Source organism: Ruegeria sp. Alg231-54, from assembly GCF_900143525.1.
Lineage (GTDB): Bacteria > Pseudomonadota > Alphaproteobacteria > Rhodobacterales > Rhodobacteraceae > Ruegeria.
The window spans coordinates 30,794-55,102 of the sequence record NZ_FREZ01000018.1 but is presented as its reverse complement, the minus strand read 5'-3'; the positions used below and the strand labels follow the sequence as shown (position 1 = coordinate 55,102).

Sequence of the window (24,309 nt, the reverse complement as noted above, 5' to 3'; positions counted from 1 at the left end):
TTGACGGGTCAGCTCGATCATGTCGGCGACCAGCCTGTCCTCGTCCGCGCGGCCTCTTGGGATGCGTCGTTGCGTGGACCGGTGTTGTCCAAGCACGCGACAGGCGCGTCTCTCAGAAACGTTCAGCTGGTTGCGTACATGGTTAACACAAGCACGACGACGAGCGGGGCTCAGTAGTTTCCCTTTGTGGCTTCCGTCAGGATCAGTTTGTCCAACGTCAGATCAGAAACCGCACGTCGCAATCGTTCGTTCTCTTTCTGAAGCCGCTTCAATTCTTTCAACTGATCTACGCCCATTCCGCCGTACTTCTTGCGCCAGCGGTAATAGGTTTGTTCAACAACGCCGATCTGTCTGATCGCATCAAGTCGGGACATGCCTTGCCCCATCAGAACTTCAACCTGCCGTAACTTCGAGACAATCTCTTCGGGCTTCGGTCTCTTGTTTGCCATTCGTGGTCCTCCGTTTCCTAAGCATAACGGTGGACCAGTTCAGTTGGGGAGGCTCATCGTCAGAGCGGTCATTGAAAGCCTGTCTGAAGGGCGAAATTCAATCCACCATTTCGCCGCAATCGGGACCGACAAACGAGGAGCGGACAAACCCGACCTACCGCTGGCACTTAGAATAGGCCCGCTGGTCGAAACCAAGCGGGCCGATGGTGCTAAAACTGTCCACTCACGAGCGATTTCCCTTAATCGAGTTGAGTGAACGTTTTGTGACAAACCGTCTTGGACCTCTCTTCAATCCGCGTAAAGCATTTAGTGACTATGCGCGGACCAAACCGCCGCAGGCCAATTGTAACTTGCAGAAGCATCGAATGCTGTTAAGCGACTGAGCGCAGCATTTTGATTTTTTTTTTGGTCAAAAAGCAAAGGCCCCTCGCGCAATGAGGGACCCCAACGCAGCTAGAGACGATCAACCAGCAACCGCCGAGTTGCATTCGCGAGCTTTGTCTATGGCCTTGAGGGTCCCATCTAGGCTCACATCGAAAGTGTTGGCGTCTTCTGGCATGACGGTCATGACATAGCGCTTCTGAAGGTCGTCAACAAAGTTCGGGTTGTTGGCCAGCAAGTAGCCACCTTTGTAGTCGCGTGCGAGGTTCGAAGGTGCGGCTGTCGCATCGCCCACATAGGCTTTGTCATCCAGACGCAGGTGCACCTTGTTGTCCTTGAATTCGACGTCGGCCTTAGTAAAAACTCCGACATAGCCGAACTCTTTGTCTGCCGTCAGCCCCATCTGCACCACGTTCTCATTCTCATCCACGCGTTCGATCAGGCAAGCATTACGGCTCTTATCTACATAAATGGTCCAGCCAGACTCGTCGCCCCATTTTTCAAACTCGGCGTTGTCCTTTGGCAGGACACCGTCATCAGCGAGTGCAACGCACGCAGTGCCAAGTGCAATTGCTGCGCTAGTCGTCAATGTTCTCAATACTTTTGTCATGACATTACTCCCTAAATTTTCTTCCCAGATGATTTGCGAAACCGCCTTAAAGTGGTAACAATTCCAAATTTTGAATTCAACGTTCCTTAGCTGCTAAGCGGCAGGTAGAGTTTGGCAATTGGCCGCAATGGGCACCGGGAGGAACCGCGAGGCCCCGCCATGACCGACGATGCTTCGCGGAACATCCAGTTAGGAGTAGTAGCACCGCGAAACTTCTTCGTCTGGGAAAACGAGCAACTATTCGATTTCGAGTTTTTTGAAACGCGATCCTTTCCAGCTCACATCAGCCATCAATCCTTTTTGACCAAAAATGAAGGATACGATATCGCTTTTAAGGTTGGTGGTGTCCAAGTCACCGCCAGCGCCAACTTTGGCCACGGCCACTGATGCATCCACGCCCAATTCCCACTCGCGGTCATTGCTGGTGAACTTTGCCAGCGCTTCGTTTGTGTTCAACGCCAAGATCATCGAGTGGGACTGAATTCCAGCGATGAAACCACCTTTGACGCCGAACGTGTTGTAATAGAGCTTTTCAGCAGCGCCGGTAACCAGTACGCACCGACCTCCCTCAGCGCCAAAACCTAGGCCCGCTTTCGTGATGCTTGGGCAAACCAGCACGCCTTTAGCGCTCGCCAGCACTTCGTCAGCGCCTTTTGTGTCGGCCTTGAATTGAGCTAATGTGGCTTCTGCTTCTGAGTCCAGTTTGGCTGCATCTTCAGCAGTGAATTTTGCGGTTGCAGTGTTTGCGAACACAAAAATGAACAAAAGGCTTGTGAAGACGATTGTAAGGCGGCTTTTAAATGTAGGCATTTTCCATTCCTCAAAAATCATGAATCGAGTAGTCGGGTTGCTTGTGCGAACAGCACACATAAATGACTACCAGATCATCAAGGATACACATAATCAGATATAATATTTTTAATTATCATGTTCTTTAGTCGCCGATCCGCTTTCCCGGTGTCCCGTTGTTCGGCTCTCGAGCCTTCCCGGTGAAACTGAGCCGTGGTTTCAAATACCTACGTTTTGCAAAGCTGTTTTGAGATCAGTTCAAAAAAGTGCCGTCGTATAATGACCACTTTGGGCACTGAGCAGTCGGTCAGGCCCAATTATACGAACGACAGCTTCAAAAAGCTGAATGTCCACGCATTGGGCCAAGCCGGTGAAATCGCCAGATCATCCCGATTTCTGCAATGTCTGCTTTCGGGACTGGGTTAGAGTTCGAACCGCTGCAGTGCCCCATGTCTGCTTCGAGCCGATTGTGTTGAAAAACTCTACCCCGCGAAATTCGCGCCAAAATTTTGGAACAACGTCCCTCCGATTTAGCCCTCAGGAAACTACGTTCGAAAATGTGGGCTTTAGCGGGAGGATGTTCTCCAAATTTGATCGCCTCGGTCCGCACACCGAGTTTTTCAACACAATCAGCCCAGTGCGGACGGATAAGTCCAACAATGGCGCAACAAAGTGCCCGGACTAAAAGGCTACGCCAAATTGGGGAAATCAAAGTTCGGGCTGGTCAGGTGAAATCAATGGTCAGTAAATTTGATAATAACCGCCTGGTCCGCTTCCAAAGACATATTCATTCCAACCGCCGAAACACGTGCTACAATAGTTACGCATTTCGAGTTCACCAACACAATGTCGCTTTTGCCTGCAATTGCAAGAAAACCACTGACAACCCCCTGATAAACGCCCGGGAAATCATCTGGCGATTGCAGGCCGTAAACATTCCCCGAAATCGTGCCATCGCGGGTGCCAGTTTCCCCAAATTTGAAACCACGTACAGAAAACGGAAATTCTTGACCTTCCTCGAGGCTTAAAACTCCTTGGCCTTGACGGAAACCGATGACTAGAGACCTAGTCTCCCCTGTGAAAGTCACGCTCCCAGATAGTTTTGGATTCTCCGGGCAATCTGTACCGAGTGCTTGAGTCGTGGATGCCGACAGACAAAGCAAAAAGACGCTAAGCGAATTTTTCAGAAAACTTGGCAACTTTCCCGTCGTATAAGACATTGAACGCTCCGATTGTTCTGCCAAGCCTAATGTGCAAAGTGATTGTCAATTAAGATCAGGAGTCAAGGTGTTGATTGCTCCATCGACGCCTACACCAATTGTCTGTCCTAAGGTTAGCTTGGGTCGGGCGTTGAAGCTGTTGCCGTTTTTTAGGGCGTCTCCAAGAAGTCGAACGACTTCGGGGGAATCCTTATATTTGGCATGCGAATAAGAGCTGTCGTCATCCACATCACTTAAATCTATGGCGATTATTCCACGCCTGTCCAATTCAGAGGCCGGAAGTTGACCAATACGAGATACGCCCCCCGCAACCCTGCGGCTTGCTAACAATGCCTTGTCATCTGATGAAACAAGAATGATCATATTGTATCCGCCTTCTGGAAAGTTTCTTAGCTGTGACAGAAAAAGATCGCGGTCGATATCCGGAGCGGCTAGCACAACATTCCGAACTTTCCCGGTTGGGTTTATACCAGTTGTAATAACAATCTGGCGTGCGGCCTCCATTACCAGAAGAGTTCCCATCGAATGTGCAACTACATCGTAGCTTTCGACACTTGCAAGCTGCAAAGTCGAAAACATTTTGACCAATTGATCCCGCGCAGAAAGTACGCTGTTTATGTCGTAGACATACTTCAATGTTTGACCGCTAGATGCCCATGAAAAAAGAACAGGCACACCATTGTACCCGGTGTCTTCGACAAATTGTGTCACCTGAAGAATAGCCGAGGTCAAGTTCGTGTTGTATCCGTGGACAAATAGCAAAATGTTGCGATTTTCTCTGGGCAAACCTTTCAAATGTGCCGTCAACTCGTTCTGAAACTGTGTTTCCGTGTTGAATGAAACGGGTTGATTGATAGTGAAGTGCTTTTGCGGATCGGGTGGCAATTGCCTAGGTCGTTCAATTTCGCCTGGCACGTGTGACGGCGGCACTGAAATATCCACCTGTGCAAAGTTCAGGGCTTGGCTTCGTTCGCCGGAGTAGAACTCCCCAGAAACGCTCGACGGCACTCTAGTCGTTGCTATGAAAAGGCGGTGTTGGCCTGCATCTCGCACAACGTCCAGCGGTGCCTTCAATTCAACGCCAACGAGGTTTTTCGGAGTCGAACACGACAATAGCAGTGATGCAAATATCACTGACAAAACTGCTGGCCAAGCAAGGTCAGATAAATTTTCAAGGCCGCTGAGATAAAGTCGGGCGCTTCTTAACCCCTGTTCAAACATTCTTGAGAACGCCAATCTTGCGCTCGAATAAAACCGCTTCTCGCTTGGACGTTTCAAAATTCAAAGACCCAGACAAATTTTAGTACTGCATATTAAGTACGTAAGTCACCTCGATCCAATCTGTATAGACCTAAAGGTTTGTCGCAACCATCCGTCATTGGAACAAGAAATGACCTTGGAAGCGATTGCTAAGTTTGGCGGCAGTTAGCGATCTCTGCGCAAGTTATTATTATTGCGATACTTTTTTGCACAACTATACGTGCGCACCGGCGAAAAGTCTTGGACTTGACCATCTGTCATTGCGATTGCGGCTCATCCTGATGGTATGCCGGAAAGGGGGAACAAAAGCGATGCGCAAACCATCTGGCCCTTCGCAACGTAGATATCACACCCTCCGAACACCGCAGTTGTCGCATTGGTGGTTCTCAAAAGGAAACCTACCGATTTGACTTCGATACCCTCTTTAAGGTGGTTGATGGCAGTTCACCGAACATTTTTTTGTAATCGGCTGCAAATTGCCCCATGTGCCAAAAGCCCCAGCGATTGGCGATATTAATGACAGTGAAGGCTGGGTCTGAAGTAAGTAGTTCATTTCGAGCACGCCCCAACCTAAACCGAACAAAATAGGCTTTCGGGCCGATTCCAAATTCTTCCTTGAAAACCCTGTCCAAGGTCCGCCATGAACAGCTCACGGACTTGCAGATCTCAGCGATGGAAAGAGGATCGCATGCGAATTGCTCCATTCTTTCCAAAGCGAGTCTCAATGCTCTACGTCGCTGAAATGCGGTACTTTTGTCTTCATGGGCTTCACCATTTATGGCAAACAGAAGTATCTCCTTTGCCAACGCCTCACACATTTCCCTATCTGACAACAACGTCGAGTCGGTTAAAAACCTTGCAATAAAAGAATCCAGTCTATTGAACTCGACATCCGAGCCAGCTGCTTCAAATTTGCAAGCTGATTGAATGGTTTCAGGGACTTCTAATCCTAAAGCTTGGGCGGTTCTATCGAGGTAATCAACGTCCAAAGATATCACTCGTCCATTGAAACCACCGGAGCTTGTGCTCTCATAGCCGTCCCCATTTCCAAATGACAGCAATCGGGGTGAGTAACATCATCAAGGAGTTTTGCTTTTCTGCTTGGTGGTCTCGGGGATTGCTTAACACTCGCTTTATTTGTTCGTGTGGTGGTGGTCCGAGCCTTGTTCCCGTTGAATAGACCTTTGACACCGTTTTGCTTTAGGTTGCGGCCTAAAGCCTGGAAGTCTTCCTTCACAGCCCGACCTAAACGACTAGCGCTCTTTAACTTATGACTTTTGCTCGCAGACTTCGTGTTTGTCCCGTTGAGAGTTTTGTCTGAACCCCATCCCTTTTTGGCACCTTTTTAACCGCTGTTGCCACCCTTTCCGCCACCCTTGCCACCTCCGTTATCCCCTTTTCCGCCGCTGTTACCTCCACCTTTGCCGTTGCCATTTTTGGCGTATGCGTAATCGGTGGCGAAAACGGTCACGATTGGCGCGACTACAAATGCAGACAGTACGAGTGCGGAAACGCTCACTTTAAGGAAGTTCAACACTGCAGAAATCCTTTTCGTTTTGAGAAATACGGGTCAGCGGCGGCGAACGAATGCCATCCCTAAGAATGTTGCTCAAACAGGGCCGTAATGTGGCAGCTCTCCGACTTTCAGAAGTTGTTATTTTTAATTTAGTATTAAAATCTTAGCCTTTGTCTCCAAAAGAATCACTTGGGAATATAAGACTGTTAACAATAGCAGTAGTTTTAAAGTTTTTGTCTCCAGCAGCGATCAAAATAAACCACTAAATCGGAAATAATAGGAGCGTTAACACTCGGTTAATGTGAGGTCTGAAAAATAGCAAATAGTTTATTTTTACGAGTTGACTATGGTTAAGCAAAGCAAAAGGGAGCTATTCCCGCCTTTAAACAACGCCGAGGTCGAAACATTTGGCCCGGACAAGAATAGCTCCCTAAAACCTATGATAATAAAAGCTATATTTGCTGCCCCGATTTTGTTGATTTTTCTTCTACTGGCCTTTTTTCTAAGTAGAGCGTCCGCCGCTAGCTATATATCGATCCTGTAGTAGAAGAAGGCTTTTGCCGTGAGATAGACAATGAGGGTCCGCGCTTTTAGACGAGACAGCGAAAGATAGTTCTGTTCGTCCACTCCGCCTACTGAGCAATACTTCATTTGGTTCCGGAGCTCTGCGCCGCAGCAAACGGCAGCCTTGCCCGCCAAGCGGTCAATCGCGACAAATTCGTGAACGTCTGCCTCGAGCCCGCTCCGGTACTTTCATTTTTAAAGCTGGTTGACACGAATAAAAAGCTGTTCGTCCCCCCGTCTTGTTTGGGCCATCACGCATGGATCTGAGTGGTCTCGGTGCACGGGATTTGGAAAAGTCCGCTTTTGCGGGGTAAGTTGGTGGTTTAGTCCTCTCGACCGAAGGGAGGCCAATGAGAGGTCAATCAAAATGAACGACGTCCCAGAAGACGGCGCCCCACCTTCAGGGCCACCATGGATAGTTCCGGAAATTCAACAAAAGATCGCTTGGAGGGACGGAGATGTAGTGATTTCTGTTCCAATTAAAAGCGGGACAACCTGGACAATGAACATCGTTCATCAGTTATTAACGGGCGGGGCTGATGATTTTCGAGACGTATACGAAGAAGTGCCTTGGATTGAATTTTTGGCCTTCCCCGGGCAGCCCCAGGAAGTCGTAGTTGAACGGGTAACAGCCATGCCAACCAACACGCGCCGCGCTTTCAAGACGCATTCGCCGCCACCTGCGGTGCCGTTTCAGAGCGTCGGGTCGGGCACCGACGTCAAATATGTCGTAATCATGCGAAATCCGGAGGAGGCCCTCGTTTCATTCAGGCCATTCCTGAACAAGCACTCGGACGCATGGTATGAACTCTGGGGCGTGCCAAGAGAAGCCCTTTGTCGACCCGACTTTCCATCCTTCTATTCTGATGTGATTGACGCCAACGGTATGCAAGGCGCAATCTTTGGCTTTCTCGCCGCGTGGTGGCCGCTTCGGAATGAACCAAACGTTTTGTTCCTGCACTTCTCTGACATGAAGAGTGATCACCAAGGATCAATCCGAAAGATTGCCGAATTCATCGGTGAAGAGCTGACCGAAGAACAATGGGCTAATGTACTGGAGTTTACATCCTTCCCATGGATGAAAGCGAATGAGGGAAAGTTTGAAGGGCGTACGGTCTCAGAGATCCCGATCCTTAATTCCGGAGCCATGATCCGCAAGGGCGCCGTTGGCGAGGCAAGAATGGATGGAATGACGGAGGAGATTTCCCGGCACCTGCGCGAAGTTGGTGGCCAGATTTGCCCGGATTCCGCCGCCATCAAATGGGTTTACGAGGGAGGCACTTTACCCAATTAAGTAGCGCATGTGCGGCGAAGCAAATACGGAAGAACTGGCAAAATTAAGGACCAATGGGCAGATCTTTGACAGTCTGCCTTGTCCGCAAGTTTAACGTTAGGCTCTAGTGCTTAAAGTAACCTAAGTTTTATAGGCCCTCTTATTTGGCGAGGTCTCCAACGATGCCAACTGCGTCGACGACCGTTGAAAGGTCATCAGTAACTTCCAAAATCTCATCGTTGACGCGTATGTAACGATTGCCTTTTCCCGGAGGTTTTAATTTCCAGTCAACAAGGTCTCCAATGTCCGTGTAGTCCAAGTCGCTGGGAAGCTTGGCGCCCCTTGTATATCTCTTTATTTGTCCTGGTGGCACAGCTTTCTGGCCCTTGCCTGGTTTGCCGTCCAGCTGAACTTTTTTGTCTTTTGAGTTTCCGCCTTTCTCTTTGGCGGATACCAAATCAACGCCTCCAAATGTCAAGCTAAGAGCAAGTAACCAAACGAATACGGAATAGATCTTCACGCGATGTCCCTTCAATTTCACAGAGCTCTTACTAACAATGCACAAGCCACAATTGCTTTGGAAGCATCAAATTATGAAGCAATGATCGATAGCGTTCCAAACCATTACGCTTGTCGGTCTGACTTTGAAAACGCCTAGACAGCAACAGCTGCAAAGCGTCGTCACAAACCCAAGGACGTTCTGGCGTTGGGCAGAATTAGAACAACCTACACAGGTTTGCTCAATCTGATCGACACGCCATTGAATCTCTTCACTCGTAGCCTGGTTGCAGCCCGGACCCTCATAGACGCGCAAGCCTCCCCATTTCTGTTTGATCTGAACGATGGACGGGTGTTCATCACCAAACAGGTCGGGCTGCTCGTCGATCAACCTCTTCACTTTCCCAATTGCAAGCGTAAGCTGCTCCGCCCAAGGTAGAAGCGACGCAAACAATCTGATCGAGGTTGATTTGACAGTAGAACTGCAGAACCTGATGCTAGGACAGCGAAATTAGGAGTGTTTGTATGTCCTTCAAACAACAGTGCCAGGAGGTATTCGACCACTATGTCGCCTGCTACCAACAAGGGGACGCCAATGGATGCGCTTCAGTGTTTGCAGCGCAAGCAGAGATGTACTCTCCTTTCGGCCCACCTTCCATTGGAAGGCAAGCTATTGAAGACACACATGCAGAGTGGGTCGCGGAAGGTGGAGAAGACAAAAAAATCACTGTCTCTAGTGCAGGTCGAGACGGCGAACTCGGCTGGTGTCTTGCAGAATTTAGCGAAGGCACGACAGGTGAAGGCGTTTCGCTAAATGTGCTTGAGCGACAACCAGATGGTCGATGGCTAATCACCCGATGCAGTCTTAATGAGACGCATCCCTAGAATTTAAACAGCTTGCTGCCGTCTGATCCCATGCGTCGAATTGCCGATGTTAAATAGTTTTTATCTAAACTTACCGAGCCGAGCTAAATTGAAAGGAATCTACCATAGCCTCGCAATTGAGTTGTTTTGTTCGGTTTTGGGTTGAATTGTTCCAAGAATAACGCACTTTTGGCTGAGTTATGGTGCGTTCAAGTTGATCAAGCCACTGTACGACAATCGACAATTGAGCGCGTATAGTGAACCGTGCAATCTTATGGGCAAAAAATGCAAACCTATGCGCAAATGCTGTACAAAATTCTGGGCGAAGACACCCAGATTTTCTGAATAAAATCAATGATAAGAATGCAGCGTTATGCGCGTCCCTACAGATCTTGTAGGTTTGCGCATAACACTTCGCGCACCCCAAAAGTTTGCGTAGTTTGCCCATAGTTTTGCGCTGCGCGATTGTCTGCCTTAGCGATGAATTCAATCAGTTTTTGGCGTAGTTGTTACGGTTTTGGTCCTTTGCGGTGCCCAACCCCTCACGGGGCCTCCCAAGGCCCCTTGGGTTCCATGCGGGCTTTTTGCTTGGATTCTCGCGAAAGTCTGTGATGCGCAGAAAGCTGACTTTGCAAAGTCTAGCTTGAGCCCAAAACGGACGTGCACTGAATTAAACGAAATTGGCTTTCGCCGCTTTCAGAAAAAAGGGTTATGAGTTTCCTTCTTTAATTCGAAGTATCCCAAATCATACCTAGGTAGGAGGAGTTACCATGAAGACAGCGGTTGTGACCGGCGCCGCGGGAGGGATGGGGCAGGCCATCTGCCGCCAATTGCAGACAAACGGGTTGCATGTGATTGGTCTGGACCTCAAAGAAGAGCGTCTGAACGAACTGGCATCAGAATTTAGTTCGGACTTCACACCTATTTACGTTGACTTAACTGATCCTTTGGCCGTGGCTCAAACGTTTGAGCGCATTAGGACAGCCCGTGGCGGTCTGGATGCTTTGGTAAACAACGCTGGCACCTGCTTTATGTCTGACTTCCCGCACATTCCGCCCGAGGAACTCGAAAAGCAGATGGCAATCAACTTTAATTCTGCATTCCATTGTTGCCAGCAAGCGGTCCAATTGATGTTAGAACGCGAAGGCATCAAAAAGATTGTAAATATCTCATCGAACGGTGCTTACAATTTCGATGTGTTCGACCCTCCGCACTACCGCGCGTCAAAAGCAGCGATGGATACCCTAACAAAAGACCTCGCCCGTCGATACGCAAAGGATAAAATCTGTGTAAATTCTCTGGCACCTGCCATGACTGAGACACCGTTGTTCAATGTCTTGACCGAGGAAGTCTTGAAGAAAGCCGTTAGTGCCATGCCACATGGTCATGCGATGCTACCTGAGCAAATCGCCTCTTGGGTTGGTTTTCTCATTTCACCGGCAGGGGATGTTTCCAGTGGGAATGTGATTATTCTGAACCAAGGGCGCGACGTCAGATAATTCTTTGGTGCGACATCACTTTCCGGAAAAATGGTCCAAGGGGTGGGATCAGCTGTAGACTTCTGGTGCTTTCTTCAGAACAGCCCACTGCTTTGGACAATGCCCATAGATTACAAAGGCATCTCGCTCGGATGCCAGACGCATCAACCTGTCTGCGCTGGCAATTGCTGCATCTTCGTCCCAAGACCCGGCAAACTTCTCGTCGATTTCTGCTGGTCGGGAAATCGCATCACTGGTCAATAAAATCGCCCCCGACGGAAGATCGACCATTACCGCGATCTGGCCAGGCGCATGACCGGGTGCCATCAAAACGAAGATACCTGGCCCAATCTCTACGTCGTCATCAATAACCAGATAATCCTGCTCGGGCCATTCCATCGGCCGCATATCGCCCCAATACAAGGGGCGAGGTAAGGCTCGCTCGGCAGAGGAGATGAGAATGGGACTGTTTGGAAAGTCGCCCAATGCACCGATATGGTCGATATGGGAGTGCGTACAAATCTGTAATGAAATGTCTGACGGAATAAGCCCGAGTATTGCCAGCTGTGCGTGTGGCAGATTATCTGGTTCGCACTTCAGAACCTCGCCAAACTCGAACAATCGATCTTCTTTGACCGCGGCGTCGGTATCAATGGCGTATTTTTCAGGAAATCCAGTGTCGATGAGTATTGCTTCTCCCAAATCTGTTCGGATCAGAAACCCGCAGATACCTATTATGCGGCCAGTGGAATGGACCTTGAACAGCCCGTAGTCCAAAACCACAAGGTCAATCGGTCGCCCTTTGACAAATCCCTCTGCTTGCACAGACTCTCTCCCTGATTGACTACAAAGATTTTGAGTAGAGCATGAAAGTCAAGATACACACACTTTTTCAATACCTACTGGATACCACGGAAGCGGATCCAGAAGCTTTCGTTGGGTTTTCCTTGTCCGAGTCGCCGCGTTTGGGTGAGTTCATGGATGCGCTGGATCCAGCGCTGCCGTTGGATTGGAACCAAAAGAGCTTTCGGGGTCTGCCTGCTTTACGACGGCATGTTTTGGACCGCGCCGGCTTGTCTGATGTTTGCAAGCCAGACGACGTTCTGATCACCGCCGGCGCCGCGGAAGCCAATTATCTTGCATTCATGCAATTGGTCCAACCGGGCGACGAAGTCGTAACGGAACGCCCGGGCTGGCCACAAGCGGGCGTATTGGCAGAGGCAGTTGGCGCGACGCTAAAAGTTGTCGACCGCGAAGAGAGGGCTGGTTGGGTATTGCCGCTCGACAAAGTTGAGGCCGCAGTAACAGCGCGCACGCGGCTCATCTTTATGACCAACCCCAATAACCCCACCGGGCAGTTGATGACACAAGCAGAGCTGGAAAGGCTTGTCCAAATCGCAGATTGCGTAGGTGCATGGCTGGTTGTTGACGAAGTTTACGCGGGATTGGAGTGGGACGGGTCCCGTGCCCCTTCGATTGCTGGTTTGTATCCAAGGGGTATCACGACGGGCAGCGTTTCCAAGGCACTGGGGCTCCAGGGGCTACGCACCGGCTGGATGATATGCCGTGATTCAGATCTCATTTGGGACGCTATTATTCTGCGGGAAAACTCGAGCGAAATTATGAATATTCTTGGCGAAGTCATCGCCGAAATCGCCTTGAGGTCTGACCGATATAATCAGGCTTTGAAAACTGCACGGGCAGCTGGGATGAAAACGCTGGAACGCCTGGATAGGTTTGTTGCCGATCAGCCCAACCTCGATTGGGTCAAACCTCAGGCTGGATTAATTGGTTTGGCACGGCTCGATGGGATTGATGGCGACGTGTTCGCCAAACGCTTGCTCGCCGATCCCTATCGGACATTTCTACTACCGGGTTCGTCTTACGGGATGCAGAACCACATCCGACTGGGTGTGGGGGGAGGTGCTGCTGCCAACCTCGACCTTGGCCTAGAGCGCATGGGCGAACTTTTGGCAAACTGGTAGATTTAGGACACTCATTTCGACGGTTCGGGCTGCAAAGTCGGTCAAATAACGTTGCCCGTCCCAAGCTGACACTAAGCCCAATTTTGGTGCAAGTTCACCTGCCATACGCTGAAAGCTCTATCGCTAGAATAACGCTGTCGGCGCGCTAGTTCGAAGATGGAACAACTGATTCATAACCAAGGTTCGAAATGACAGGTTGGACAACTGAAAACGTCCAAGACTATCCGCGACCACCTGCGCTGCGGGCAGTGCCTCATCGAGTGCGGATCGAGCTCGGCGGTCAAACAATCGTGGAAACCGATCAGGCGTTTCAGGTCCTCGAAACCCACCACGCCCCCACGTATTATATTCCGCCGCAAGACATTGATGCCGTTCTGACAAAGGCCTCGGGTAGATCATTCTGCGAGTGGAAGGGTGTTGCGAGCTACTGGGACGTTCAGAGCGGGGCAGCTGCGGCTAAGAAAGCTGCGTGGAGTTATGCTGCACCAACCATCAAATTTGAACGGATTAAGGGCTATCTCGCCTTTTACGCCGGACTTATGGACGCTTGTTTTGTTGGTGAGTACCGGGTGATCCCGCAACCCGGGGACTTCTATGGAGGTTGGGTCACCGAAAACTTGAAGGGTCGCATAAAAGGCGCTCCGGGCACGGAATTTTGGTGAGTATTGATGACCGACCCTAAATCCTCACCAACCCCTTTGGCAGTTCCTACAAGCCGTTTGGTCCGTGTTGCCGGTTTAAGCAGTATGACGGCAGGCATTGCGGGGAACATGGCAGCACGCGCCCTAAGAGAGATCGGTCGCGGCGCGCGACCCGATATGCGTGGTTTGTTGATGACACCCGGCAACGTGACACGAGTCGCGGATCAACTCGCTCGCATGCGAGGCGCCGCGATGAAAGTGGGTCAGTTGATTTCGATGGATGCAGGTGAGGTCTTGCCGCCTGAACTGGCTGACATCATGGCGCGTTTACGAGATCAGGCGCATTTCATGCCACCGAAACAATTGCGTGACGTCCTGAACCGAGCTTGGGGTGCAGATTGGCGAAAATCCTTCAAAGATTTTAACGTTAGGCCCATAGCGGCAGCGAGCATTGGGCAAGTACATCGTGCGACATTGAAAGACGGGCGCGACGTGGCGATCAAAGTGCAATATCCCGGTATCGCGCGCAGTATCGACAGCGACGTGGCCAACGTTGCCACTCTGGTTCGCATGTCAGGTCTGCTTCCCCAAAGCTTTGATCTGGCTCCGTATATCCAAGAGGCGCGCAGTCAATTACATGAAGAAACGGACTATGAACGCGAGGGGCAATATCTGTGCTGTTTTGCTGACCTATTGCAGGGCGATGAAGCGATTAAAATCCCAGAGTTCTATGCAGATTGGAGCACGCCAGAAGTTCTGACGATGTCCTTTCTGGAAGGTCGCCCTATCGAGGCCGTGAGTGATGAGACAAGCGAGGAACGCAATCGAGTCTCAGAGGCCTTGGTCAATCTCACGCTGCGCGAGGTTTTTGAGTTCGGTATGATGCAGAGCGATCCAAACTTTGCCAATTACCGATACAACCCATCCAATGGAAAAATCGGTCTCTTGGATTTTGGCGCGGCACGCGCACTGCAACCATCTGCAATAGATGGATACGTGGATCTGTTGCGCGCCGGTTTGCTTGAAGACGGCGCGGCGCTTCGAAAGGCTGCCATACAACTGAAGCTTATTGAAGGTGATGGCCCATTTGACGACCGGATCCTCGGAATGATCCGCGGCGTTTTCGAAGCAATTCTATCTGCGAATGAATTTGATTTCTCCGACCGAACGCTTTCCCACCGCCTGAACAAAGAGAGTATGGCCCTGGTCGAGGTCGGCTATATCCCACCCCAGGTGCCAATGGACGTTCTTTACCTTCAGCGAAAGATTGGAGGAATGTTTCTGTTGGCTACTCGATTGAATGCCTCGCTGCCCGTGAAGATGCTGCTTGAAAAGTACGTCATCTGAACTAGCCCAATTCACTCAAAACCAACAAGCCGAACAACTACAAACCTGCGTCACTGATCAGCGTGACCAACCCAAGACGAAGTGTGAATACGGCGCGAATGTTGCCAAACGCGGATTCGAGAACGTCTTTGAAGAGCCAAGGCCGCGTCCACAGCGAAGTGGAGAGGTGGTTGAAACAAAGATCCAATTTCTGTGGCCATACGTACAGTACTTGAAGAACGGAGGTATCGTGCAAGTCGTTTGGTTCAAACGGGATTTACGGGTAAGTGATCATCCGGCACTTTCGCAAGCGTCTGAGGTCGGGCCAGTTCTGCCACTCTATGTTGTTGAACCGGAGCTTTGGCAGCAACCCGACGCGTCAACACGGCAGTGGAACTTTGCTGCTGAGACAATCGCCGGACTTCGAAAAGACCTTGGGGAACTTGGCCAGCCTCTTGTTGTGCGCACCGGGCAGATTGTGTCGGTCCTATCCGAGTTGAAGGATTGTGGTCTAGTCGACGTACTTTGGTCACACGAGGAAACAGGGAACAATTGGACGTATCAGCGGGACCTTCAGGTCGCGGCTTGGTGCAAGGATCATGGTGTGCATTGGCACGAAGTGCAAAACCACGGCGTTTTTCGCAGGCTCAAGTCTCGCGATGGCTGGGCGGAACAGTGGGACAGGTTTATGGCATTGCCCGTTTCGTCACCAGTTGCGCTTAAACCAATCGACATAGAACTAGGGTATATTCCCACGGCGCGCGACCTCGGCTTGCGGGATGATCTGTGCGTTGGTCGTCAAGCCGGTGGACGAGCTGCGGGTTTGGAGCGGCTGAACAGCTTTCTGACCTACCGAGGCAAAAGATACCAACGCGAGATGTCCAGCCCTTTGGAGGGAGCCGTTGCGTGTTCGCGGCTATCACCCTACCTGGCTTGGGGCGCGCTTTCGATGCGCGAGGTAACACAAGCGACTGAAAAGCAAAGACGCAGATTGCCGTCGCAAGCAAAGGACTGGCGCAAATCGCTACGCTCGTTTTCAGGCCGATTACATTGGCATTGCCATTTCATTCAGAAACTTGAGGATGAACCTCGAATTGAGTTTGAAAATTTGCATCGGCTCTACGACGGGCTTCGACCGAAAGCGCTAGATTGCGAGCTTTTGGCTGCCTGGTGCAAAGGCGAAACGGGATATCCGTTTTTGGATGCATGCATGCGGTCATTGCAAGCGACGGGGTGGCTCAACTTTCGGATGCGCGCAATGGTGATGGCCACGGCGAGCTATCATCTCTGGCTGGATTGGCGTGCCCCGGGTGAGCATTTGGCGCGCATGTTTACCGACTATGAGCCGGGCATTCACTGGAGTCAGGTGCAAATGCAATCGGGCACCACCGGCATCAATACCGTGCGCATCTATAACCCAGTTAAGCAGGGTTACGATCAGGACCCTGATGGGGTGTTCATTCGGACATGGTTGCCGGAATTGGCCAATATTTCGGATCAGCATATCCACGAACCCTGGAAAGCTGAAAGCGCGCAGAAAATCGTTGGAACGGTCTATCCAGATCGTGTTTTTGACCATTTCGCAGCAACCAAAGCCGCGCGCGAGCGGGTTTGGGATGTCCGCCGGAGCACTGAGTTTCGCGCCCAAGCGCAAGCCATCGCGGCAAAGCACGCGAGCCGAAAGACCAGGTGGACTGCTCGCAAAGATGCGCGGTCGGCTCAAGATCAAGAGCAACTCGACCTGCCTTTGGGGGACCAACGATGAGGATGCGGAAGAAAGCCGATTTGCCCCAGAAAATCTGCCCGATCTGCAAGCGCCCGTTCACCTGGCGCAAGAAATGGGAAAACGTTTGGGATCAAGTGAAATACTGCTCAAAAAATTGCAGGTCGGCCGCATGACCGAGATTTTTCCAGAACTTGCGGAAGCGAAAGAGACGATCAGTTTCAAGCCCACACGAACCAATGGCCTTAAAAGGCTGAAGCAGTTCGTAGGACGCGCCGGTCGGCATTATGCAGGTAAGCGGAACTACGATTTTGGGACCGATCAACGCAGCAATGTATCGGGTTTGTCACCTTGGGTGCGCCACCGTTTGATAACGGAACAAGAGGTACTGGCAACTGTACTAGCGTCACATAATCCCGACGCGGCGGAGAAGTTCGTTCAAGAAGTGTTCTGGCGCACTTACTTCAAGGGCTGGCTGGAACAGAGGCCCAGCGTCTGGGCACATTATCAACGGGATCTGTTGAGCGCTTTAGAGCGACTAAAATTCGATCAGGGCTTAGAGATCCGTTTCAACGATGCAGCGAACGGCAATACCGGCATCGACTGTTTCGATCATTGGGCGCGGGAACTGGTGACGACCGGTTACCTCCACAACCATGCGCGCATGTGGTTTGCATCAATTTGGATTTTTACGCTCCACATACCCTGGCATCTTGGCGCGGACTTCTTTTTGCGGCATTTGCTGGATGGCGATCCCGCGTCAAACACGCTGAGCTGGCGGTGGGTCGGCGGATTGCACACAAAAGGCAAAACCTACCTCGCGCGACCCGATAATATTGCCAAATACACGCAAGGACGGTTTCAACCAAAAGGCCTCGCCAAATTTGCAGAACCGTTGACCGAGCCGGTAGATCACCCGCTCATTCCACTTTCTATCCCGCTCATTCCCGCAGACAGCCCTTATCTGTTGCTGTTGACAGAGGATGATCTGTCAAGTGACTGCTTAGTGCGGACATCGCCTGCTGCCGCGATTGGACTTTTGGCGACGCATGGTCGGTCTCCAAACCCGATGGGGGACGCCGCAAAGGATTTTGCCAAGGGCGCGATGAACAGCGCCCTGGAACACTACGGAAAGCTTGCTCAGTCCGCCGAAGACTGGAGTGGTCCGTTGATCAAGGCAGCACGGAATGCTGGTGTCACAACCATTGCAACAGCCTATACGCCTGTCGGTCCCACTCGGTCACGATTGGATCGTGCGGAACCCTTTTTGAGGGACGCAGGCCTATCCTTGAATCGGATTCTTCGGCCTTACGACGCTTTGACATGGCCTCATGCAAGGGCCGGCTTCTTTGGTCTTCGAAAGAAGATCCCATCGCTTTTGAGCCAATTAAACCTGGCCACCCAACCAAGGCCATAGCCGGTGTCCACTGCCGCGCTTCTACTTCCCAACCAATTGTTTGCCCAGCACCCCGGTGTGGCCGCCCGACCCGACGCGGTTGTGCTTTTCGAAGACCCGCTTTTCTTTGGCGATGCGTTTTATCCTGCCACGATGCACAAGCAAAAGCTTTGGCTGCACCGTGCTTCCATGACGCGCTATCGCGATGGCTTGGTCGCAAAGGGATTTGATGCCGCGATTTGGCCCTTTGAGCGGCAGCCGGGCGCATGCCTGTGCCTGTTTCAAAGTCTGCGGGACCACGGCATCAGCCATATAGTCATGGTTGATCCGGTAGACTTCATTGCAGAAAAACGTCTTCGGGCGGCGGCTGGCAGAACCGATATCACGCTCGATTTCCAGCCATCACCTGGTTTTTTGAACACTCGGGCCGACAATCAGGATTGGTTTGCCGGTCGCAAACGCTGGTTCATGGCAGAGTTCTACAAGAGCCAACGCCGCCGCTTGAATGTGTTGATGGACGGCGGTCAACCGGCGGGGGGACAATGGAGCTTTGATAAGGAAAACCGTAAGAATGTGCCCAAGGCGCTGTTGGGCAGCCTGCCCTGGATCGACTGGCCTTCCCATGACGCGGTTGATGAAGCCGCGAAAGCAAGCGTACTTGCTGACTTTCCAGAAGCATTGGGCAGCTTGGATACGTTGTACTATCCGACATCACACAAAGCTGCGTCCGACTGGCTGGCGCAGTTTCTGGAACTGCGGTTTGATCACTTTGGCGACTATGAAGATGCCATTGTTGCCGGTGAAAGCTGGCTGTGGCATGCCGTTCTCACGCCAGCCTTGAACATTGGATTGTTGACGCCCAAACAGGTTTTGGACGCTGCGCTGGCGCATGCGGATCGCAAGGGTATTCCCCTGAATTCGGTAGAAGGTTTCGTCCGTCAGATCATTGGCTGGCGCGAGTTTATGCGCGCGACCTATGAGAGCCTGGGTGTGCCGATGCGCACTACAAATCATTGGGGCCATCACCGCCCAATGCCCCGCGCTTTCTACGACGGAACCACTGGTATTGATCCGCTGGACGACACGATCAAAAGGGTGCTCAAGACAGGGTATTGTCATCATATTGAACGCCTCATGGTTTTGGGTGGATTTATGTTTCTGTGCGAAATTGATCCGGATCATGTCTATCGCTGGTTCATGGAAATGTTCGTCGACAGCTATGATTGGGTGATGGTTCCCAATGCCTACGCGATGAGCCAGCATGCCGATGGCGGGTTGATCACCACCAAACCGTACTTTTCGGGTTCAAACTATGTTCGCAAAATGAGCAATTGGGGCAAAGGGCCCTGGGCCGACATTTGGGACGGGCTTTATTGGCGATTTATCCTGAATCACAGCGATAGACTGGCTGGCAATCCCCGATGGGCGATGATGTGCCGTGCGGCTGAACGGATGTCGCCAGAGGCCAAGAGCACGCACATAAAGACGGCTGAAGCTTTTTTGCGACGGATGACACAAGCATGAACACTATGGTGGCGCGTGACTGATATTGAGGTCACATCCCGTGATCAACTGTGGGAGTGGGTGAGCACGCATTTTGCCCAACGTGATAGCGTCCGCCTGCGTCACGTAGCATGACGAGCGTGCCCGCTTCTGAGAACGCCGAGCTTTCAATCGTACCTGATTGACCGTCTGGTCCTCCAACCTGCCGCAAATGATCGATACACGCGTCGTCTGCTTCAGACATTGCAAACGAAGCTGTGCCTGCGATTGCGAACATCGGTGCGAGGAATTTGAGTACAGCGAGTTTCATCAGATGGTCCCTTGCTGGCTAATCCTTAGAGTTTTGTTCCGTACAAAGCGGAACCTCACTTAGCTTCTCGTAACTTTGACAGAAACTCATCGCATGCCTGTGCGCTGCCGACGATCTCGCCTGTCGTTTCAATTCCTTGCAGAGATGCCATCTCGGAATTTACGCGATTGAGGATCTGATCCGCTTGCTCGGCGGTGATCAGGTTCTCGGCTTGTGCTCCTTTCAATGTGGTGCAGACACCGGCGGACAAGCCTGTCGCAACGCCGACACCCACCGCGGCCCCACCACCCAAGGTCATCGTCCCAACCACGCCGAGGACGAGCCCGATCACAATTCCCAAGATCACTTTTCCCATGTTTTCCTCCCTTTTGGTGAGACAGAGCTCTTCCTTCATTTCTGGTGTAAACTGCGAGCCCACCTGCAAATGAAAACCAGCGCCAAAATGTTGAGCACCGGTGCAATCGCCGCGAACCACGGCTTGGCGGACTCCGAAATTAAGTCCGCTACAAGTATCCAAGGTAGTCCCAACGGCAGCAGGAACACTCCGGACAAAGGGTCTGGTTCCTGTCCCAACCAGCCAAATGTGCCCGTCAAGAATGCAATCAACGCCAACAGGTACAGGACCGCGAATACGATGATGGTGGTTCTACAAACCAAGTCGAGCCTCAGCAGATCAAGCCAGTGCTGCGCAGCCGTTTTCAGCTACGCAGCAGACAGGTCACAATGCGCCTTCGTCGCCCAGGAACTCGATACCAGCTGTCGCGCCATCACTGTAAGCAATGCAATTCCAAGGAGCACGATCCTCGCCAACGCCGACTGTGACCTGTGTTCCCGCCTCGCTAAACGCGGATGAGAGTACCACGACTTGCGAATTGTTCGTCGTATTGGCTACATCTCGCAAACACGCCTGCTGAGCTGGCGTGAGCTCGGCGGACGCGCTTGATGTACTCGTATCGTCGCAGGCCGCAAGCAGTGCGAAACATGTCGCGCCTACAATCATCACCATCTTGTTAGACATTTTCTTCTCCCTCTGGTTCCCTTGAAATTAGTGAAATTGGATGCGCTTGTTTGAAGCTCTCGCGTCTGTGCAGCCAATTGAACATACCTTGATCCTGTGACTACCTTTCCCAAAACTTGCCGCGGTGGGCTTGGTCGGCGGGACGATATTTCGTTGACTATCGGGGCCGACATTAACGTGTGAAGGCCGAATGAAGTCACTGTAAAATGCTAGAGTAAACTCTGGAAAGAGGGCGAGTACGTTAAGTCTGAGCATCGCGTCCTCCCAGCGCTCAATCACTGTAAAGTGCTTTCCGACCGCCAGCACTCACTCCAGCAGTCGAAAGGGCTCGGCCCAGCGAGCAGCAACGACAACAACGGAGGTAAAGTAAAGTTGTGTCGAATTCGCATGTTTGAATCTAATTTTTAATAAATCAATATTTTTTCCGCGCGTAAACTTCTTTACGCTCGCGTACGATAGGCTTCTGCTTTCAAACAAAAATGTAAGAGGGAGCTATGAGTGTGTTCCCCTGAGCGGCGAAGCGATTTGAGGCCGCACAAAAACAATGAAGGGATTGAAAGATGGGATTTGGTGAAGCCGTTAAAACGTGTTTCTCGAAATACTTCCAGTTCTCCGGTCGGGCTATACGCTCAGAATACTGGTGGTTCTTCTTGTTTGTGGTTCTCGTGAGTGCTGCCTTAGCTGTGCTGGATATGATCCTATTCGGGACCAACCCCGAAACAGGCCAGGGATCTCGGGTCCTGTCCTCTGTTTTCCAGCTGGCTGTTCTCATACCGATGCTGGCCGCCGGTTGGCGGAGGCTGCATGATACAGGACGACCTGGCTGGTACTTGCTGCTGCCGATGGCGCTCAGCATTACAACGCTTTTTGTTATGCTGGGTGGGGTGGCGTTCTTCTCGGTATTGGAGCAAGGGACCGAAAACCCCGATGCATTACGAGGACCCGCGGCAGTCTTGGGCGTGACCGGTATTGTTGTTGTCTCAATTCTTCAATTGGTTCTGTCTATCCTGATGATCTGGTGGCTGACACGACCTTCCCAAGAAGGCGCAAACGAATTCGGCGAACCTGTTTCCTGATCTGGCTGTCCGGGCAATTGGCTGGAAGCTCTGCTGAACGACAGTGCGAACCGTAACTCAATGGAGAGAAAAAAAATGAGCTGTAAACCCATTTCCATTGGAATGCTACTGATGGCAGTGGCGACCACAGCATCAGCGGAGTGGTCGTTCAGCTCCGGGCCCAACCCCAATGCGTTTATTCAGACAGGAAACATGACGCTGGAACTTCAGTGTGACCGTATTCGCTTTGCTCCGGCTGGATTCGAGGACAGCCAGGACATTGTGGACAAGCAAGGGCTCTCCATTCTTTTTTTTAAGAACGGCACCACCGAAGTTGGGGCATTTCAGGTTAGCGCAGAAAACGCTGCTTTGCAGATCGTCGACAATTATCCGGTCGAGGTCAGCTTCAATAGTCAGCAGGACTATAGTTTTGTGCTGGACCAGCTTGCGGCCAATGCGTCGGTCAATCTGTCGATGATTGAACAAGACGTCAGCTATGGAAGCTTTGACTTACAAGGTTCCGGCGCGGCAATTCGGTCCCTTCGTTCCGCGTGCGATTCAGATGCTAGCCAGGGGACCTCCTACGAAGCACCCGAAGGCATCGTCTATTGTGGTGGCGGAGCGATAAAACGCGTAATCGAACCCGTAATTTTGGACAACCCGGACGGAGAGTGGGACGCGCGAGTAACGGTTAACGGCGAGCCGATCAGAGCCATGACAGCCTACAGCTATTTCGGAAACTCTGAGCCGCCCGCCGGATTTGTCGTCGCCCTCCTTGGGGAGGACAGGTCCGAGTTTCTGATTTTTAGCGAAGGCTCGGCAAACTGGCTGGAATACGGGGACTACAGGTATGATCAGTGCAATTGATACCTCCTTCCAACCAGCTGCCAAAGTAGTGCGTCAGATGAAATGCTTGGCTTCCGGTATGGTGCTGGTTTCGGGTCTAGGAAGCGTGTGGCATTTCAATTCTCGGGTGGTGATGTCGCCCATGCTCATGCGCATCTGATACCGCTTCTCGAAAAGTACGATGTCACCTCGCGAAGCTACATCGAGCAAGAAGTAATCACCTTCAAACCAATCCCGAATCCGGGGAACAACGAGCTCCGAACCTTTGCCAAACTAATTGCGGATGCTCTCGACCGATGATGTAACTTTGGGCTCTTACCGATATTCTATGCCAAGGCCGGTCAGTTGTTACTCAAGTCAGACTGAAGCACCAAGATACATTCCGCTACGTCGTCTTTTCTCATTGATCTGGTACTGACTTCGACAGATAGAGAGGTGTGCGGTGGCTGTCTTCCTTCGCAAGTGGCGCATGTCAAAGCGCTGCCGGAGGACCTCCGGTGGCATTTATTCATGGCTTACGCACCTGCCACAGGCCCTATCAGAGGACGTAATGCCCTTTTCACCTGACGGTCAAGACCGCGCTACTCGCGCCATTGACCCATTGCCAATACGCCTTATCAAGCGCGCTATACTGGTTCTTGTCGGCCTGTTTTATTTCCTCTTCGTGGCCTTTGCCCCTCTTCTTTGCGTTCGGCGCAGAGGGTTTCGGGGTTGGTATTGGCGCCTGGTGAAACGGTCATGTTCCCGCCTGCTGTGGCTCCTCAGCATCCGCGTCGAGATGCGTCCTGAGGAAAAGAATGCCCTCGCCGCCGACACCAACAGCATCATCGTGGTTAACCACCGTAGCCATCTCGATGGCTTCAGTCTCATGCATGTGGTGCCCGACACCAAATGGTTCACTTTCGCGGCGAAATCAGAGTTCTGGAACAGCAAACTCCTGCGTACTGGTTTTGATGGAGCGGGTCTCGTCCCTATCAACCGGGATTCCGGTTCAACGGCCATGGATACGCTGACAAAGGCTGTCAGGGAAATGCCTGCCCGTTGTTCCATTGTGCTATTCCCAGAAGGCACCCGGTCCAAAACAGAATCGCTCGGGGATTTTAAAGCGGGTGCTGTATTAGTCGCCCGAGAAACCGGCCGCACGATCACCCCTATTGTCATCCACGACAGCGATAGTCTACTTCCACGCGGCAAACATTTACCGCGCAGCGGGACGATCCGTGTGGAGGCTTTGCCAACATTTACGTGCGATCCTACCGCTAGTGTGGATGAGGATCTGGCGCGATTGCGCAGGCAGATGATGGCTGTATTTGAGCGGTGAAGTCTGTTTGACAGAAATATGCAGAAACCGAGTTTGTTGAGTTTCCGCTACGCGTAGCGGCAGATAACAGATTTGCAGAGCAGTTGCACTTGTTGGTGGGATTTTCTCCAACGGGTATCGATATTCGAAGACCTAGTTAGTACCCGTATTTCAGTACGCTCTTGGCCATTCGTATTTATGGATGGGCTGCTTGGTATTGTCTCTGAATTCTCAGAAGAGAATGGACATTTAAGTGCCCTGATCTCGCTATTCTTGCCGGAGGCAGAAAAAGCAGGGGAGACAT

General features: G+C 51.5%; 25 protein-coding genes and 1 pseudogene. 14 read left to right on the top strand and 12 right to left on the bottom strand.

The window, feature by feature from the left end:
• From DHN12_RS21900 to DHN12_RS21890, 3 genes and pseudogenes are all read right to left on the bottom strand, one after another.
• Window positions 1-449: pseudogene (locus tag DHN12_RS21900) on the bottom strand (transposase); the annotation flags it as partial.
• A 463-nt stretch (window positions 450-912) separates the two neighbouring features.
• On the bottom strand, window positions 913-1,440 hold the full coding sequence (locus DHN12_RS21895) for a hypothetical protein (protein ID WP_058272691.1): 528 nt from the start codon (window positions 1,438-1,440) through the stop codon (window positions 913-915).
• Window positions 1,441-1,677: 237 nt separating this feature from the next.
• Window positions 1,678-2,271 (bottom strand): YSC84-related protein, encoded by a 594-nt coding sequence (locus tag DHN12_RS21890; RefSeq protein WP_058272692.1) that lies wholly within the window; start codon window positions 2,269-2,271, stop codon window positions 1,678-1,680.
• A gap of 237 nt (window positions 2,272-2,508) precedes the next feature.
• Here DHN12_RS21890 and DHN12_RS24535 point away from each other — a divergent pair, with 237 nt between their 5' ends.
• Complete coding sequence (locus DHN12_RS24535; RefSeq protein WP_159090156.1) at window positions 2,509-2,655, top strand: hypothetical protein; 147 nt, start codon at window positions 2,509-2,511, stop codon at window positions 2,653-2,655.
• A gap of 308 nt (window positions 2,656-2,963) precedes the next feature.
• Here DHN12_RS24535 and DHN12_RS21885 read toward each other — a convergent pair whose 3' ends face one another.
• The 4 genes from DHN12_RS21885 to DHN12_RS21870 form a co-directional block, all read right to left on the bottom strand.
• Window positions 2,964-3,449 carry a hypothetical protein gene (locus tag DHN12_RS21885; protein ID WP_159090154.1) on the bottom strand — a complete coding sequence of 162 codons (486 nt, stop codon included), beginning with the start codon at window positions 3,447-3,449 and terminating at the stop codon, window positions 2,964-2,966.
• A gap of 45 nt (window positions 3,450-3,494) precedes the next feature.
• The gene (locus DHN12_RS21880) at window positions 3,495-4,670 is read right to left on the bottom strand and encodes an alpha/beta hydrolase (RefSeq protein WP_108862083.1); all 1,176 of its coding nucleotides are present in this window, start codon (window positions 4,668-4,670) and stop codon (window positions 3,495-3,497) included.
• A gap of 437 nt (window positions 4,671-5,107) precedes the next feature.
• Window positions 5,108-5,698 carry a helix-turn-helix domain-containing protein gene (locus DHN12_RS21875; RefSeq protein ID WP_159090152.1) on the bottom strand — a complete coding sequence of 197 codons (591 nt, stop codon included), beginning with the start codon at window positions 5,696-5,698 and terminating at the stop codon, window positions 5,108-5,110.
• 356 nt (window positions 5,699-6,054) lie between these two features.
• Window positions 6,055-6,228, bottom strand: coding sequence for a hypothetical protein (locus DHN12_RS21870; protein WP_234416744.1), 174 nt, complete (start codon window positions 6,226-6,228; stop codon window positions 6,055-6,057).
• Between the two features lie 928 nt (window positions 6,229-7,156).
• Here DHN12_RS21870 and DHN12_RS21860 point away from each other — a divergent pair.
• Window positions 7,157-8,083: a sulfotransferase domain-containing protein gene (locus DHN12_RS21860; protein ID WP_082636997.1), complete on the top strand. Its 927-nt coding sequence runs from the start codon at window positions 7,157-7,159 to the stop codon at window positions 8,081-8,083.
• Between the two features lie 139 nt (window positions 8,084-8,222).
• On the opposite strand, the gene DHN12_RS21855 is transcribed toward DHN12_RS21860, so the two are convergent.
• On the bottom strand, window positions 8,223-8,582 hold the full coding sequence (locus DHN12_RS21855; protein ID WP_108862080.1) for a hypothetical protein: 360 nt from the start codon (window positions 8,580-8,582) through the stop codon (window positions 8,223-8,225).
• Between the two features lie 503 nt (window positions 8,583-9,085).
• On the opposite strand from DHN12_RS21855, the gene DHN12_RS21845 reads away from it, so the two are divergent.
• Together DHN12_RS21845 and DHN12_RS21840 are read left to right on the top strand one after the other, a co-directional pair.
• Complete coding sequence (locus DHN12_RS21845) at window positions 9,086-9,445, top strand: nuclear transport factor 2 family protein (RefSeq protein ID WP_082636996.1); 360 nt, start codon at window positions 9,086-9,088, stop codon at window positions 9,443-9,445.
• A gap of 749 nt (window positions 9,446-10,194) precedes the next feature.
• On the top strand, window positions 10,195-10,923 hold the full coding sequence (locus tag DHN12_RS21840; protein ID WP_108862078.1) for an SDR family NAD(P)-dependent oxidoreductase: 729 nt from the start codon (window positions 10,195-10,197) through the stop codon (window positions 10,921-10,923).
• 48 nt (window positions 10,924-10,971) lie between these two features.
• Here the strand turns inward: DHN12_RS21840 and DHN12_RS21835 are convergent, their stop codons facing one another.
• On the bottom strand, window positions 10,972-11,727 hold the full coding sequence (locus DHN12_RS21835) for an N-acyl homoserine lactonase family protein (RefSeq protein WP_108862077.1): 756 nt from the start codon (window positions 11,725-11,727) through the stop codon (window positions 10,972-10,974).
• A gap of 41 nt (window positions 11,728-11,768) precedes the next feature.
• Between DHN12_RS21835 and DHN12_RS21830 the strand changes: the two genes are divergently transcribed.
• The 7 genes from DHN12_RS21830 (at window position 11,769) to DHN12_RS21800 (ending at window position 19,497) form a co-directional block, all read left to right on the top strand.
• Window positions 11,769-12,887 (top strand): pyridoxal phosphate-dependent aminotransferase, encoded by a 1,119-nt coding sequence (locus tag DHN12_RS21830; RefSeq protein WP_108862076.1) that lies wholly within the window; start codon window positions 11,769-11,771, stop codon window positions 12,885-12,887.
• Window positions 12,888-13,075: 188 nt separating this feature from the next.
• Window positions 13,076-13,549, top strand: coding sequence for a DUF427 domain-containing protein (locus DHN12_RS21825; RefSeq protein ID WP_108862075.1), 474 nt, complete (start codon window positions 13,076-13,078; stop codon window positions 13,547-13,549).
• A gap of 6 nt (window positions 13,550-13,555) precedes the next feature.
• Window positions 13,556-14,875 (top strand): AarF/ABC1/UbiB kinase family protein, encoded by a 1,320-nt coding sequence (locus DHN12_RS21820; protein ID WP_108862074.1) that lies wholly within the window; start codon window positions 13,556-13,558, stop codon window positions 14,873-14,875.
• Window positions 14,876-15,104: 229 nt separating this feature from the next.
• Window positions 15,105-16,619 (top strand): deoxyribodipyrimidine photo-lyase, encoded by a 1,515-nt coding sequence (locus DHN12_RS21815; RefSeq protein WP_108862087.1) that lies wholly within the window; start codon window positions 15,105-15,107, stop codon window positions 16,617-16,619.
• The gene (locus DHN12_RS25180) at window positions 16,616-16,753 is read left to right on the top strand and encodes a DUF2256 domain-containing protein (RefSeq protein WP_108862073.1); all 138 of its coding nucleotides are present in this window, start codon (window positions 16,616-16,618) and stop codon (window positions 16,751-16,753) included. The genes DHN12_RS21815 and DHN12_RS25180 overlap by 4 nt, the downstream gene beginning before the upstream one ends.
• Window positions 16,750-17,994, top strand: coding sequence for an FAD-binding domain-containing protein (locus tag DHN12_RS21805; RefSeq protein WP_108862072.1), 1,245 nt, complete (start codon window positions 16,750-16,752; stop codon window positions 17,992-17,994). Before DHN12_RS25180 ends, DHN12_RS21805 begins: the two co-directional genes overlap by 4 nt.
• A 3-nt stretch (window positions 17,995-17,997) precedes the next feature.
• Window positions 17,998-19,497 carry a cryptochrome/photolyase family protein gene (locus DHN12_RS21800; protein WP_108862071.1) on the top strand — a complete coding sequence of 500 codons (1,500 nt, stop codon included), beginning with the start codon at window positions 17,998-18,000 and terminating at the stop codon, window positions 19,495-19,497.
• A gap of 31 nt (window positions 19,498-19,528) precedes the next feature.
• On the opposite strand, the gene DHN12_RS21795 is transcribed toward DHN12_RS21800, so the two are convergent.
• From DHN12_RS21795 to DHN12_RS21780, 3 genes are all read right to left on the bottom strand, one after another.
• On the bottom strand, window positions 19,529-19,786 hold the full coding sequence (locus tag DHN12_RS21795) for a hypothetical protein (RefSeq protein ID WP_159090150.1): 258 nt from the start codon (window positions 19,784-19,786) through the stop codon (window positions 19,529-19,531).
• 55 nt (window positions 19,787-19,841) lie between these two features.
• Window positions 19,842-20,141 (bottom strand): hypothetical protein, encoded by a 300-nt coding sequence (locus DHN12_RS21790; RefSeq protein ID WP_108862069.1) that lies wholly within the window; start codon window positions 20,139-20,141, stop codon window positions 19,842-19,844.
• A 363-nt stretch (window positions 20,142-20,504) separates the two neighbouring features.
• Entirely contained in the window at window positions 20,505-20,804 is a 300-nt protein-coding gene (locus DHN12_RS21780; RefSeq protein ID WP_108862067.1) for a hypothetical protein, read from the bottom strand.
• A gap of 560 nt (window positions 20,805-21,364) precedes the next feature.
• On the opposite strand from DHN12_RS21780, the gene DHN12_RS21775 reads away from it, so the two are divergent.
• The 3 genes from DHN12_RS21775 (at window position 21,365) to DHN12_RS21760 (ending at window position 24,026) form a co-directional block, all read left to right on the top strand.
• Window positions 21,365-21,880 (top strand): DUF805 domain-containing protein, encoded by a 516-nt coding sequence (locus DHN12_RS21775; RefSeq protein WP_108862066.1) that lies wholly within the window; start codon window positions 21,365-21,367, stop codon window positions 21,878-21,880.
• Between the two features lie 75 nt (window positions 21,881-21,955).
• Window positions 21,956-22,726, top strand: coding sequence for a hypothetical protein (locus DHN12_RS21770; RefSeq protein WP_108862065.1), 771 nt, complete (start codon window positions 21,956-21,958; stop codon window positions 22,724-22,726).
• Between the two features lie 529 nt (window positions 22,727-23,255).
• Window positions 23,256-24,026: a 1-acyl-sn-glycerol-3-phosphate acyltransferase gene (locus tag DHN12_RS21760; RefSeq protein WP_159090148.1), complete on the top strand. Its 771-nt coding sequence runs from the start codon at window positions 23,256-23,258 to the stop codon at window positions 24,024-24,026.
• Window positions 24,027-24,309: the final 283 nt, after the last annotated feature.